The organism is Acinetobacter sp. 797_lipA (assembly GCF_058243025.1).
The window spans coordinates 2,787,222-2,801,656 of sequence record NZ_JBZAYQ010000001.1 but is presented as its reverse complement, the minus strand read 5'-3'; the positions used below and the strand labels follow the sequence as shown (position 1 = coordinate 2,801,656).

At 41.8% G+C, this 14,435-nt stretch carries 8 protein-coding genes, 2 tRNA genes, 3 rRNA genes and 1 pseudogene; 7 read left to right on the top strand and 7 right to left on the bottom strand.

The genetic code is table 11. The features are described 5' to 3' along the window. Positions 1–114: 114 nt before the first annotated feature. Entirely contained in the window at positions 115–693 is a 579-nt protein-coding gene (locus AC4CU2_RS13970; RefSeq protein ID WP_005400732.1) for a hypothetical protein, read from the top strand. A gap of 43 nt (positions 694–736) precedes the next feature. Here the strand turns inward: AC4CU2_RS13970 and AC4CU2_RS13965 are convergent, their stop codons facing one another. From AC4CU2_RS13965 to AC4CU2_RS13945, 5 genes are all read right to left on the bottom strand, one after another. Beyond that, positions 737–1,162: an organic hydroperoxide resistance protein gene (locus AC4CU2_RS13965; protein WP_005400731.1), complete on the bottom strand. Its 426-nt coding sequence runs from the start codon at positions 1,160–1,162 to the stop codon at positions 737–739. Between the two features lie 343 nt (positions 1,163–1,505). After that, positions 1,506–2,330 (bottom strand): carbon-nitrogen hydrolase family protein, encoded by an 825-nt coding sequence (locus tag AC4CU2_RS13960; RefSeq protein ID WP_005400730.1) that lies wholly within the window; start codon positions 2,328–2,330, stop codon positions 1,506–1,508. A gap of 23 nt (positions 2,331–2,353) precedes the next feature. Next, a complete protein-coding gene (gigB, locus tag AC4CU2_RS13955) occupies positions 2,354–2,875 on the bottom strand; it encodes an anti-anti-sigma factor GigB (RefSeq protein ID WP_005400729.1) in 522 nt (173 codons plus the stop codon). 112 nt (positions 2,876–2,987) lie between these two features. Beyond that, complete coding sequence (gene gigA / locus AC4CU2_RS13950; RefSeq protein WP_005400728.1) at positions 2,988–3,956, bottom strand: RsbU family protein phosphatase GigA; 969 nt, start codon at positions 3,954–3,956, stop codon at positions 2,988–2,990. A gap of 98 nt (positions 3,957–4,054) precedes the next feature. Next, entirely contained in the window at positions 4,055–4,957 is a 903-nt protein-coding gene (locus AC4CU2_RS13945) for an MlaA family lipoprotein (RefSeq protein ID WP_005400727.1), read from the bottom strand. 549 nt (positions 4,958–5,506) lie between these two features. Between AC4CU2_RS13945 and AC4CU2_RS13940 the strand changes: the two genes are divergently transcribed. The 5 genes from AC4CU2_RS13940 to rrf all read left to right on the top strand — a co-directional run bounded on the left by AC4CU2_RS13940 (position 5,507) and on the right by rrf (position 10,928). After that, positions 5,507–7,044, top strand: a 16S ribosomal RNA gene (locus tag AC4CU2_RS13940). A gap of 61 nt (positions 7,045–7,105) precedes the next feature. Further along, positions 7,106–7,182 (top strand) — tRNA-Ile (locus AC4CU2_RS13935). Between the two features lie 67 nt (positions 7,183–7,249). Beyond that, positions 7,250–7,325, top strand: a tRNA-Ala gene (locus AC4CU2_RS13930). Positions 7,326–7,744: 419 nt separating this feature from the next. Further along, a 23S ribosomal RNA gene (locus AC4CU2_RS13925) occupies positions 7,745–10,638 on the top strand. A gap of 175 nt (positions 10,639–10,813) precedes the next feature. Continuing rightward, positions 10,814–10,928: ribosomal RNA gene (gene rrf / locus AC4CU2_RS13920) — 5S ribosomal RNA — on the top strand. Together the 16S, 23S and 5S rRNA genes with 2 tRNA genes alongside form the textbook arrangement of a ribosomal RNA operon. Before the next feature lie 526 nt (positions 10,929–11,454). On the opposite strand, the gene AC4CU2_RS13915 is transcribed toward rrf, so the two are convergent. Continuing rightward, positions 11,455–12,387 (bottom strand): IS5 family transposase, encoded by a 933-nt coding sequence (locus AC4CU2_RS13915; RefSeq protein WP_081405714.1) that lies wholly within the window; start codon positions 12,385–12,387, stop codon positions 11,455–11,457. Positions 12,388–12,496: 109 nt separating this feature from the next. On the opposite strand from AC4CU2_RS13915, the gene AC4CU2_RS13910 reads away from it, so the two are divergent. Then, positions 12,497–13,522 (top strand): IS30-like element ISAba125 family transposase, encoded by a 1,026-nt coding sequence (locus AC4CU2_RS13910; RefSeq protein WP_490768283.1) that lies wholly within the window; start codon positions 12,497–12,499, stop codon positions 13,520–13,522. A 240-nt stretch (positions 13,523–13,762) separates the two neighbouring features. Here AC4CU2_RS13910 and AC4CU2_RS13905 read toward each other — a convergent pair. After that, positions 13,763–14,422 (bottom strand): annotated as a pseudogene (locus AC4CU2_RS13905) (IS982 family transposase); the annotation flags it as partial. Positions 14,423–14,435 lie beyond the last annotated feature (13 nt).

Genomic DNA, 14,435 nt, shown 5'->3' with positions numbered 1-14,435 from the left:
AATATCGACTAGTAGATACGGGTTATGCGTGTAGTTGTATTATCCTGAAATTACCTGATGTGTTTGTATGGCAGCGTCCGTTTTACTTTTAGAATGAAAATAAAGAACTTTATAATGATGAATAAATCCTTAGCCTTGTTTGGTGTGTTGAGTGGTATGGTATTTTTTACTCCTCTCAGTTTTGCAAAAGATAAAACTTTTAATGTTTATAAAAAATGCCATGATGAAATGGAGTGGTCATGTGATGTCATTAGAAATACCAATGGCAAGAAGGAAAAAGTTTATGGCGGTATGAAATCACCAAACATTGAGCGTTTAAATCAAAGTTATTATCATGTTCAAATGTCATGTGGTAGCCCATGTCAGGCTCATAGTTTTCTATCGAGAAATAAACAAGAAGATGATGCGACTCAAGAATTTATCGCTATTGATACGAAGAGTAATTGTTTAATTGAAACTGATTCTAAACACAATAAAATCACAGCTCGCCAATTAAATTCGAAAAAAAGACATACTTTGATCAGTACTCAGCACCCTATTTTTCAAAATGTCCCTATTTTTGATATTGCCCAATACACTGTGTTCCAAGGCACTTCTTATTTTGATCAAAAAGGAAATTTGATTTTGCTGGCAGATGAAATCGATGATCAAAAGAAATTTAAAAAGATATTTCCAAATCCTTGTAAGTTATGAAATCTCTATCCCAAAGCTATGACTTTAGGATAGAAGAGATGACTTAAACAATTACATTCAACGTCACATCAATATTGCCACGCGTTGCATTTGAATAAGGGCAAACAATATGTGCTGCATCCACTAATTTTTGCGCTTCTGCTTGCTCTAAACCTTCTAAATGAATGTTCAAGGTGACTTGAATACCAAAACCTGTTGGAATAGGGCCAATACCTACATCACCTTCGATATAAACATCCGGTGTAATTTTTAATTGGTCACGGTTAGCAACAAACTTCATTGCACCTAGAAAACATGCAGAATAACCTGCGGCAAAAAGCTGTTCAGGGTTCGTTCCACCACCTGCGCCGCCCATTTCTTTAGGAACAGTGAGTTTTACATCTAAAATTCCATCAGAAGAGGTTGCGCGACCATCACGGCCACCTGTCGCTTTAGCATGTGCTGTATAAACTACTTTTTCTAAAGACATTGTGATTCCCTGAATATTGTATTTGAGTTCTTATCCTGTCCTAAATTGCAGAAAGAATAAGCAGTGTTTTTGTAAATTTATACAGAGTATGCTTGCGTTTAAATTGAGGGTTTAGTTAATTAAAAATCAATGGTATAGAATCCTATTATTGTTTTTTAACATTCGCAATCGGGGCTTATCGATGTGAATGAAAACAGAGAGTGATTCGAGCTACTATTAATTTTAAAGATAAATAGAGTCATGTATTTTATGAGAGCTAGAGCTACTCCATGAAAGAGCAGTAGTGAATCAATATGAAGTTTTTGTGCGAAGAATAACCTTGTCTTAAACGATCGCAGCGTGATTAAAATTGCACTAATTTTCGGTGTTGCATTAACGGCATGCTTTCACGGATTTGAGCTTGTTCTGCCAAGTCAAAAGGTACAGTAATCAACTGTGCACCCGGGTTAAGAATTAAATCCAAAACTTGACCACGGCTATTGGTTGCTGCTGCATGTCCCCAAGTTTGTCTCTTTTCACCATGCCAACCTTGTTGCGCTGCGCCTAACACGATGCTTTGGCTATCCATCGCACGGGCTTGTAATAATAACTGCCAGTGCATTTGCCCCGTAGTGTAGGTAAATGCAGCAGGAGCAGTCAAAATATTTGCACCACGCGCGCGTAAAGTTAAAGCCAGTTCAGGAAAGCGTAAGTCATAGCAAACCATCAAGCCAATATTACCAAAAGGCGTTTTTGCCACAACGACATCTGTACCAGGTTCAAAAAACTTCGATTCTTGGTAGCCACCCACAGCATCGCCAACTTGTACGTCAAACAAATGAATTTTGTCATAACGTGCTTCAGTACGTTCAGGGCTAATGCAAAGACTGACTGTACGAACACGACCATCCTCAATAACAGAACCATCTGGACGGAACGGGCATGGGAGAGTACCCGCGACGATCCAGATCTGATATTGATGAGCAAGATTTTCTAAACGCTTTTGAATGTCTTCAAACTGTGCTGCGATCTCACGTTGTTTGCCTGCGGCAAAACAAACGAAGTTTTCGGGGAACACAATAAGTTCAGCACCATTTGCTTTACTTTGTTGAATGAGAGACTCAATGACAAGGAAGTTTGCTTGGATGTCATTTTGAGAGTTCATCTGTACAACAGAAAGTAAAGTCATAAATGGGCCTACAAAATTTGTTGTTATGCGTTTTGTTGCTGTGACACTTGATCGAGGTTGTCTTGTTCTTTTTGCAACTGTTTGACCAAAGGTTCAAACATATTTTGATTATTTTGATTCAGTTCCATCAAAGTTTTATGTGCATCTAGTACGGTGTTTAGCATATTACGATGTGTAATGTGCTCTTCCATCAGTTCGAGGGTACAAACATTTGGATCGCCACAGTAGTTTAAAATCACAAAAACCTGCCCTAGCCCCATACTGTTGGCTAAGGTAGTGATATCAGAGTTGGTGGACAACATGACAGCTTGGATATTATGGATCTGTTTAAGCTTTAAGCCTAACTTTGCCAAAATGCCTAACACAGTGCTGTCGATGAATGTAGTTTGGGTTAAATCTACGATTGCACCAACAACATTTGACTGTTGTTCAATACGGTTTAAAAGTTTGTCTAGACTGATACAAGATTGGGCACGCACTTCGCCAATAAGCTTAAAAATATGCGTTCCATTCAAGCTTGCATATTCAACATGACCTGTTGACATATAAATGCCATTTGCAGAGAAGGATAGGAAATTATCCCATAGGGCAAATACTTACTCAAGTATCTAACAGTCTTAGAAGATAGGATATTGTAATAAGTTATTGATAATTTGATTAATTCATTCGACGTAAACTTAATATAGCAATATCGTCTGCAACATGTTCTGGTGCTTCAAAGGATTGATTTTGCAAATGATACATCAATTGTGTGAACTGATCATTCAGTCCCCCATTGAAGGGTTCGAGTGCACCATCTGAACAAATAATGAAGCGGGCATGACGGTTGAGTACACATTCATGCTCTTCAACTTCCAGCTCTTCAGTAAGGCCTAAAGGAAAACTACTGGTATGTAATATTTTAGGAGCTTGATTTGGCTCAAAGATAATTGCGGGGGGGTAATGTCCTGCACTCGACCAGCGAAGTTGATGGGTTTCGAGGTTTAAAATCCCTGCAATCATGGTGATGTGCTTTTCAATATTCTCTTGAACCAACATGCCATTGAGTTTCTTAATTAACCCACGCGGAGTTTTGGCACGACCATGAAAAGCCGCCATCCAAGAGGTTAATAAGCTACTGGTGACCCCATGACCAGATACATCAGCCAAATAGAACATCACTTCTTTATCGCTAATTTTCCAATAATCAAACCAGTCCCCAGACAAATAAGCAGAAGGCTGAAAAAACGTTTCGACGGTGTAGTTTTGGAGTTCTATCGGGTTTGGTAAAAGTCGCTTTTGTAACTCTGCTGCGGAAGGCAGATCGCGACTGTCTTGATTACGCTTATATTGCGCATCAATTTTGAGTAAGGATTGCTGTGGGTTACTGGGCAGCTTATTCCACATCCAACCTGCTAAAGCACCGAGTTCCCAAGCTTGGGCTAAAGCACTACCTTCATTTTCAAAGGCAAGAACAATGGTAGGCAGTGTCCATTTATAATCTAAATAATCTTGGATATCGGCAATAGCAATAATAGTCGGGTCATAAAGATCAATGTCTTCTATGCGAATCATTTGCACACTTGGTAGTGTGTCTAGCACCTGTTCTAAATATGGAATATGGCGAGAAGGTTGAATGAAATACATAAAAAAAATGGCTTATCCTTAGCATTAAGCTATTGCTTTACTATAACAAGCAAATTACAGCTAGAGAAAAAAAATTCAACTCTAGCTGCAATACATTGTTATTCCGTATCTAACATTTGATGCGATTCATTGGTTGATGGAGAGCTAGAAGAATCATCATCACCGACATCATCAATAAACATCCCTTCCGCTTCTTGGCCTTTTTTCTCAGCAATAATGAAGTTTTTACGTTGTAAATAAATATCACGAATTGAGGAATATTTGTCGCCTTGAATCGCACCCTCAATATCAATCAGTTGCGATCGCACATCAATACCACGTAGAGTCTGTTCAGCCCAATATAGGCCTTCTTCATCTTCTAGAATGTATCTTTGTGGGCGTGCATAGCCATCGACCACTAAGCCAAAACCATCACGGAAAGTACTGGGTCCAAAAATAGGAAGCACGAGATATGGGCCAGATGGAACACCCCAATAGCCGAGAGTCGTACCAAAGTTTTCATCTTCAGTTTCTAAACCCAAGCGCGAAGCAGGATCTGCAAAACCTAAAGTAGTTACCGTATTAATGGTAAATCGACCTAAAGTTTTTGCGGCACGGCCGGGACGACCTTGTATAAGTTGGTTCACCGCATTCCAAGGTTCACCGAGGTTTTTACGGAAGCCACTATAAGAGTCACGAATCGGAGACGGGATCTTTTCTTTATATTCCACCGCAATTGGGCGAACGATCGCACGGTCTAAAGCATCATTGACGGCAAAAATTTGTCTATTTAAAGGCTGAAGTGGATCTTTTACATTATCAGGTTGTGCTGCATTGGCATCTACTTTTAAATCTTTTGCTTTAATATTCTTTAATTCTTTAAGCGAAGAAGATTGAGCTGTTTGCGGATCAGCACTGGTATCTATTTCGCTGGCAGCCGCAGGCGCTACATCTTCAGCAAATGCAAATGTTGTAAAGCCTACAAAGAGTAGACCAGCACATAAGTGGCGAATGTGTTGCATATAAAAGAGTTCCGGAACTTTATAATCAGCAGGTGAATTAAAAAAATAATGTTTTAACTATCTTAACAGCTCTTTATTGCTCATTGTTAAATCAAATTTTAAGAAATGTTAGTAAAAAAACGCCATTTTGCTGAATAAATAAACAAGTGGAAGTTTTTTTATAAAAAATTGAATAAAGGGGGTTGTGTTGGTTTGGAAATACTGTAGAATGCACATCCATCGGCGGTGATGTTGATTAAAACTTGTTGAGAAACAAGGATTTAGCCCAAGCGGTAGAATCTGGAAGTCTTGAATAGGTTTAAAAATAATTAACAAAACCAGTTGACTTTCTCTTGAAAGAGAGTAGTATAGCCGACCTAGCTTGCTGGTGACGAATCAGCAAGAAGATCATTAAGAGATTATGAAGAACAACTTGTGTGGATTTTTACTGATTGATCGATCGAAAATATTTCATTGATTGAAGGTAAAAATTACTCGAAGTTTATTTGAGAAATATTTGTCAGAAAATTGATGAGCCAAGATTTGTAGCCATAAGCTACTAATGATTTTTAACTGAAGAGTTTGATCATGGCTCAGATTGAACGCTGGCGGCAGGCTTAACACATGCAAGTCGAGCGGGGTGATGTAGCTTGCTACATTACCTAGCGGCGGACGGGTGAGTAATGCTTAGGAATCTGCCTATTAGTGGGGGACAACATTCCGAAAGGAATGCTAATACCGCATACGCCCTACGGGGGAAAGCAGGGGATCTTCGGACCTTGCGCTAATAGATGAGCCTAAGTCAGATTAGCTAGTTGGTGGGGTAAAGGCCTACCAAGGCGACGATCTGTAGCGGGTCTGAGAGGATGATCCGCCACACTGGGACTGAGACACGGCCCAGACTCCTACGGGAGGCAGCAGTGGGGAATATTGGACAATGGGCGAAAGCCTGATCCAGCCATGCCGCGTGTGTGAAGAAGGCCTTTTGGTTGTAAAGCACTTTAAGCGAGGAGGAGGCTACTTGGATTAATACTCTAGGATAGTGGACGTTACTCGCAGAATAAGCACCGGCTAACTCTGTGCCAGCAGCCGCGGTAATACAGAGGGTGCGAGCGTTAATCGGATTTACTGGGCGTAAAGCGTGCGTAGGCGGCTTTTTAAGTCGGATGTGAAATCCCTGAGCTTAACTTAGGAATTGCATTCGATACTGGGAAGCTAGAGTATGGGAGAGGATGGTAGAATTCCAGGTGTAGCGGTGAAATGCGTAGAGATCTGGAGGAATACCGATGGCGAAGGCAGCCATCTGGCCTAATACTGACGCTGAGGTACGAAAGCATGGGGAGCAAACAGGATTAGATACCCTGGTAGTCCATGCCGTAAACGATGTCTACTAGCCGTTGGGGCCTTTGAGGCTTTAGTGGCGCAGCTAACGCGATAAGTAGACCGCCTGGGGAGTACGGTCGCAAGACTAAAACTCAAATGAATTGACGGGGGCCCGCACAAGCGGTGGAGCATGTGGTTTAATTCGATGCAACGCGAAGAACCTTACCTGGTCTTGACATAGTAAGAACTTTCCAGAGATGGATTGGTGCCTTCGGGAACTTACATACAGGTGCTGCATGGCTGTCGTCAGCTCGTGTCGTGAGATGTTGGGTTAAGTCCCGCAACGAGCGCAACCCTTTTCCTTATTTGCCAGCGGGTTAAGCCGGGAACTTTAAGGATACTGCCAGTGACAAACTGGAGGAAGGCGGGGACGACGTCAAGTCATCATGGCCCTTACGACCAGGGCTACACACGTGCTACAATGGTCGGTACAAAGGGTTGCTACCTAGCGATAGGATGCTAATCTCAAAAAGCCGATCGTAGTCCGGATTGGAGTCTGCAACTCGACTCCATGAAGTCGGAATCGCTAGTAATCGCGGATCAGAATGCCGCGGTGAATACGTTCCCGGGCCTTGTACACACCGCCCGTCACACCATGGGAATTTGTTGCACCAGAAGTAGGTAGTCTAACCGCAAGGAGGACGCTTACCACGGTGTGGCCGATGACTGGGGTGAAGTCGTAACAAGGTAGCCGTAGGGGAACCTGCGGCTGGATCACCTCCTTAACGAAAGATTGACGATTGGTAAGAATCCACAACAAGTTGTTCTTCATGACGATGTATCTGAGGGTCTGTAGCTCAGTTGGTTAGAGCACACGCTTGATAAGCGTGGGGTCACAAGTTCAAGTCTTGTCAGACCCACCAAATCTGACTAACAAGCATTGTTAAATGCTGAATACAGAAAACAGAAACATTGACTTATTGATAAGCTGGGGACTTAGCTTAGTTGGTAGAGCGCCTGCTTTGCACGCAGGAGGTCAGGAGTTCGACTCTCCTAGTCTCCACCAAATTTCAAGACAAGAAAAGCATGCTTTTCCTTGAAATTTAAGCAAGAAGCTATGCTTCGCGCAGATAGGTTGGATTATAGAATTTAGTAAGTTGAAGCTTATTAACTTCTGTGATTTATCACAGTTTCCTGACCTGACGAAGGCTGGAAAAATCATTAACAGAATATATTTGAGTTGAAATAATTTGTTCATACTCGTTTTTAAGATCGACATTAACAGTGATTTATTACTGATTGATGAAGATTGAAGAAATGAGTTACTAGCGAAATTAACTGAATCAAGCGTTTTGGTATGTGAATTGAATTGAAGCTGTACAGTGTTTAAGTACACAGAACAACAAACTGTAAGGAAGTGATGAGAAATCATCATAGACTGTCTTAATCCTACTTGTAGGGATTAACGACTGTTTGGGGTTGTATAGTCAAGTAATTAAGTGCATGTGGTGGATGCCTTGGCAGTCAGAGGCGATGAAAGACGTAATAGCCTGCGATAAGCTCCGGGGAGGCGGCAAATATCCTGTGATCCGGAGATTTCTGAATGGGGAAACCCACCTGTCATAAGGCAGGTATCGTATGATGAATACATAGTCATACGAGGCGAACGAGGGGAAGTGAAACATCTCAGTACCCTTAGGAAAAGAAATCAATTGAGATTCCCTCAGTAGCGGCGAGCGAACGGGGAAAAGCCCATTAAGTCATATAAGTTCTAGTGGAATGCTCTGGGAAGTGCAACCATAGTGGGTGATAGTCCTGTACACGAAAGGGCTTATATGATGATGTCGAGTAGGGCGGGGCACGTGAAACCTTGTCTGAATATGGGGGGACCATCCTCCAAGGCTAAATACTCCTGACTGACCGATAGTGAACCAGTACCGTGAGGGAAAGGCGAAAAGAACCCCTGTGAGGGGAGTGAAATAGATCCTGAAACCGCATGCATACAAGCAGTGGGAGCCGACTTGTTCGGTGACTGCGTACCTTTTGTATAATGGGTCAGCGACTTACATTCAGTAGCAAGGTTAACCGCATAGGGGAGCCGTAGAGAAATCGAGTCTTAATAGGGCGTTTAGTTGCTGGGTGTAGACCCGAAACCGGGTGATCTATCCATGAGCAGGTTGAAGGTTGGGTAACACTAACTGGAGGACCGAACCCACTGTCGTTGAAAAGCCAGGGGATGACTTGTGGATAGGGGTGAAAGGCTAATCAAACTCGGTGATAGCTGGTTCTCCCCGAAAGCTATTTAGGTAGCGCCTCGGACGAATACCATTGGGGGTAGAGCACTGTTTCGGCTAGGGGGTCATCCCGACTTACCAAACCGATGCAAACTCCGAATACCAATGAGTACTATCCGGGAGACAGACTGCGGGTGCTAACGTCCGTAGTCAAGAGGAAAACAATCCAGACCGCCAGCTAAGGCCCCAAAATTATAGTTAAGTGGGAAACGATGTGGGAAGGCATAGACAGCTAGGAGGTTGGCTTAGAAGCAGCCACCCTTTAAAGAAAGCGTAATAGCTCACTAGTCGAGTCGGCCTGCGCGGAAGATGTAACGGGGCTAAAACTATATGCCGAAGCTGCGGATTTGCAATTTATTGCAAGTGGTAGGGGAGCGTTCTGTAAGCCGATGAAGGTGTATTGAGAAGTATGCTGGAGGTATCAGAAGTGCGAATGCTGACGTGAGTAACGACAATGCGAGTGAAAAACTCGCACGCTGAAAGACCAAGGGTTCCAGTCCAACGTTAATCGGGGCTGGGTGAGTCGACCCCTAAGGCGAGGCCGAGAGGCGTAGTCGATGGGAAATTGGTTAATATTCCAATACTTCTATGTAATGCGATGAGAGGACGGAGAAGGTTAAGTCAGCCTGGCGTTGGTTGTCCAGGTGGAAGGTTGTAGGCATGTATCTTAGGCAAATCCGGGGTACTGTATGCTGAGAACTGATAGCAAGCTGTACTTGTACAGTGAAGTGGCTGATACCATGCTTCCAGGAAAAGTCTCTAAGCTTCAGTTACATAGGAATCGTACCCGAAACCGACACAGGTGGTCAGGTCGAGTAGACCAAAGCGCTTGAGAGAACTCTGCTGAAGGAACTAGGCAAAATGGTACCGTAACTTCGGGAGAAGGTACGCTGCCGACGGTGATAGGATTTACTCCTTGAGCTATTGGCAGCCACAGAAACCAGGCCCCTGCAACTGTTTATTAAAAACATAGCACTCTGCAAACACGAAAGTGGACGTATAGGGTGTGATGCCTGCCCGGTGCTGGAAGGTTAATTGATGGGGTTAGCGTAAGCGAAGCTCTTGATCGAAGCCCCAGTAAACGGCGGCCGTAACTATAACGGTCCTAAGGTAGCGAAATTCCTTGTCGGGTAAGTTCCGACCTGCACGAATGGCATAATGATGGGGGCGCTGTCTCCAGCAGAGACTCAGTGAAATCGAATTCGCCGTGAAGATGCGGTGTACCCGCGGCTAGACGGAAAGACCCCGTGAACCTTTACTGCAGCTTGACATTGAACTTTGATCTTACTTGTGTAGGATAGGTGGGAGGCTTTGAAACCGAGACGCTAGTTTCGGTGGAGCCAATCTTGAAATACCACCCTGGTAATATTGAGGTTCTAACTCTGTCCCGTTATCCGGGACGAGGACCATGTCTGGTGGGTAGTTTGACTGGGGCGGTCTCCTCCTAAAGAGTAACGGAGGAGTACGAAGGTGCGCTCAGCGTGGTCGGAAATCACGCGTAGAGTATAAAGGCAAAAGCGCGCTTAACTGCGAGACCCACAAGTCGAGCAGGTACGAAAGTAGGTCTTAGTGATCCGGTGGTTCTGTATGGAAGGGCCATCGCTCAACGGATAAAAGGTACTCTGGGGATAACAGGCTGATACCGCCCAAGAGTTCATATCGACGGCGGTGTTTGGCACCTCGATGTCGGCTCATCTCATCCTGGGGCTGAAGCAGGTCCCAAGGGTATGGCTGTTCGCCATTTAAAGAGGTACGCGAGCTGGGTTTAGAACGTCGTGAGACAGTTCGGTCCCTATCTACCGTGGGCGTTGGAAATTTGAGAGGATCTGCTCCTAGTACGAGAGGACCAGAGTGGACGAACCTCTGGTGTACCGGTTGTGACGCCAGTCGCATCGCCGGGTAGCTATGTTCGGAAGGGATAACCGCTGAAAGCATCTAAGCGGGAAGCCTACCTCAAGATAAGATTTCCCTAGGACTTTATGTCCTCTAAAGAGCCGTTGAAGACTACGACGTTGATAGGTTGGATGTGGAAGCATAGTGATATGTGAAGCTGACCAATACTAATTGCTCGTGAGGCTTGACTATACAACACCCAAACAGTTGGTGTTGTGGTTCAAATCACTGCAAACAACTTGATTTAGTTATAAAGCTAGATAAAATATCCAACTCAAATATACCTGTTAATAACTCATTTGATGAAAGTTAGGCACGAAGAGCACTGCTCTGAGGTTAGACCCAACGAATAGTCATAAACAGTTGTGCTGGCGACAATAGCAAGAGTGAACCACCTGATCCCTTCCCGAACTCAGAAGTGAAACCTCTTAGCGCTGATGGTAGTGTGGAGTTATCCATGTGAGAGTAAGTCATCGCCAGCTCATTAATTCTAAATCCCCCTAACTCAAATGAGATAGGGGGATTTTTTTATGCGGAAAATATTAAATAATAAATGAATCAATCGTCTAATTGAGATTTATCGTAATTAAATAAAACATCCTAAATAGTCATAATTATTATTTAAATGAACCTTTCTATACTTATTTTTCTTTTTTACTATCAGTTAATTTTTACTATCAACTAAATACTATATTTTTATCTAATTTAAATTAGGCCTTTATTGGTAATTATTATTTTATTTCATATCAGAAAGACAAGTGTTAATGGTTGGTTTTATTTATTTTTAATGCGAATTAAATCATTTATTTAGACTAATGTTGAATTTTTATATCACTATAAATTGTGTGAATATAACACCAAATTACTTTGGTGAATGACTTCTGTTTGGGCTGGATTAGCACATTATAAAAACTGAAGGGCGCTAGTTAAAGTGCAATGCAACAATAGCTCATAGGGGCTTTGTTGCACAAAGATTTGAAATGCAAAGCGCCCCTAATTGAGCTAAATTTAAGGCGTAACTTGGGTAAGTGGTCGACCTAATTCCGTAAATCTGTTAAGGACTGCTACACGTGCATGGATTTCATTCACTTGGCTATCAAAACTCCTTGCGCTGAGTTTATCTCCTAATAATTTGATGCAATGCATCTTAGTTTCAACCAAACTTCGCCGATGATAGCCTGACCATTTTTTCCATAGTGTCCTGCCTAAACGTTTAATTGTTCGAAGTAATTCATTTCGCTCTAGCGAGCTACTCTTTGTATCTTTCCATGGTTTCGCATTTTTTCTAGGTGGAATCACCGCATGCCCTTGCCGATCTGCAATGACCTGACGGCATTGCTTGGTGTCATAAGCTCCATCGGTATAAACAGAGTCAATCCGCTCATCTTGTGGAATCTGATTAAGTAAATCACCAAGCACCTGTGAATCACTGACATTATTGGTTGTAAGCTGAACTGCTCGTATTTGTAGGGTTTTAGCATCTATACCAATATGAAGTTTACGCCATTGGCGACGATATTCAGGTCCATGTTTCTTGCGTTTCCATTCGCCCTCACCTAGAAACTTCATGCCTGTAGAGTCCATGAGTAGATGCAGCCCATCGCTACTTTTTTGGTAGCTGATTACAATATCAATATGCTTTTGTCTTCTACAAAGCGTGGTGTAATCTGGAGCTATCCAATTTAATCCGCAAAGTTTAATCAGACTTTGCACAAAGCCAGTGACCATACGTAAAGACAGACGGAATAAGGATTTAATCATTAAGCAGCATTGGATGGCTGCGTCGGAGTAGGTTTGATTTCGCCCTTGTTTGCCTTTTGATGGCGCATACCATTGCGTAGCAGGATCAAACCAAATGGCAATATTTCCGCGACTCATGAGTGCTCGGTTATATGCGGGCCAATTGGTTGTGCGGTAGATTTTGTGTGTAGGCTTCTTCATTTGAAAATTATATCGCTGAAAAACCCTTTACAGATAGGTTTGTGCAACAAAGCTCGGCAGAGTAAAACTTGAAGTGCGACATAAACCACCTAATTAATTTAAAGAGTTTATGGAGTATATAAAATTGTCATACCATCATCTTAACTTTGAAGATCGTACTGCATTAATGCTTGAGTCAAGAAAAGAAGGCTTTTCAGCCAGAAAATTTGCTGAACTCATTAAAAGACATCCTAGTACGATCTATCGTGAGCTTAAAAGAAATAGCATCAATGACGTTTATCAAGCTCAATATGCTTCTGATAACACCTTCGCTAGACGTAGACGTGGTCACATAAAACTCAAAATCGATTCAATCCTCTGGAAATTTATTGTTGAAGCGATCCGTTGTTTATGGTCTCCTCAGCAAATAGCAAAGCGTTTAAAGAGATTTCCTGATTTGGATCAAACAATGAATGTAAGCCATACAACGATTTATTCAACGATACGAGCATTACCAAAGGGTGAGCTGAAAAAAGACTTACTATCCTGTCTGCGACATGAAAATAAAAAGCGAAAAGCTAACGGTGAACCTAAAAAAGATTCTATATTACAGGATATTAAAACTATTCATGAGCGCCCAACCGAAGTTCAAGAAAGAAAAATACCGGGTCATTGGGAAGCCGATTTAATTAAAGGTAAAGACAATAAAAGTTCGATAGCAACACTTATTGAACGAAAAACACGGCTCTGTATCTTGGCAACATTACCTGATGCAAAGGCAGAATCAGTGCGCAAGGCTTTAACTGAAGCTCTGAAATATTTACCCGCAGAACTGCGTAAAACATTGACCTATGACCGTGGACGTGAGATGTCAGAACATAAAATCCTCGAAGAAGATTTAGGCATAGATGTATATTTCTGTGACCCACATTCGCCATGGCAGAAAGGCACATGCGAAAATATGAATGGTTTAATTAGGCAATATTTACCTAAAGGGATTGATTTAAACCAGGCAGATCAGCATTATTTAAATCAAGTTGCCATGTCACTGAATACTCGCCCTAGAAAAGCGTTAGATTGGCTTACACCATTAGAGAAATTTGCTCAGCTTGTTGATTATCATAAGGCTTTTGAAACTGTCGCACCTCATGTTTGAATTCGCCCTCTTTCATATATGAGATCAGTCTTAAAAAATCAAAAACTGGAAATGATGATTTCCCAAAATTAGTTGAAAATGGTAAAGAGAAAAAATATTTAATGTCCATTCAATTAGAACTTTATTTGAAAATTTTTTAATTATTTTAGAAAATAACCGTGATTCTATATATAGTAGAACAGGATGTAAATGGTTTGACATTCCTGAAGAAATACCTATATTAATTAACCCGAATCCTGTTTAAGCTAATGATTCCATAATTTGAATTTTTGGCTTATTTCGTTGGGTTAATTGATATGCGCATAACGATGCGTAAATCCCACTTAGAAATCCATGAATACTCCGTGCTTTACTCGTCACTAAATTGTATTGACCTTTCAATAAGCTGAATAACGTTTCTATTTTATTGCGCTGTTTTAAGTGATATTCATCTGATGTACAGAGTTGAACAGACTGCATATTCTTTCGATGATAGGTAATCAAATCAATACCTTGACTTTTTAATCTGCTTTTTAACTCTTGGCTGATATAGCCACGATCCGCATAAAGCCTTGCTTCTAAACCATCAACATCAACTAAATGCTAAACCATTTTTATGTCAGACACATGTCCATTAGATAAAGCAGAACAAGTGATTTCCCCCAATTGATTCATCGCGATATGTAATTTACAGCCATAAAACCAGCCCATCGAGCTTTTACCACGTGATGCAATTTTGGCTAATGATTTATGGCGTTGAATCCGTTGATTTTTACAGACAGGTAAAGTAGTTGAATCAATCCATAAATATTAGCTGTGTTGGCCTTTCATTAAGGCGGCATGTAAAGCATGTAGTGCCAATTGATGCATATTGATGAGATGAATCATCCGTTGGTAGCAGGGTAAATTTTTAAATAAATTAGGACTTACGCAC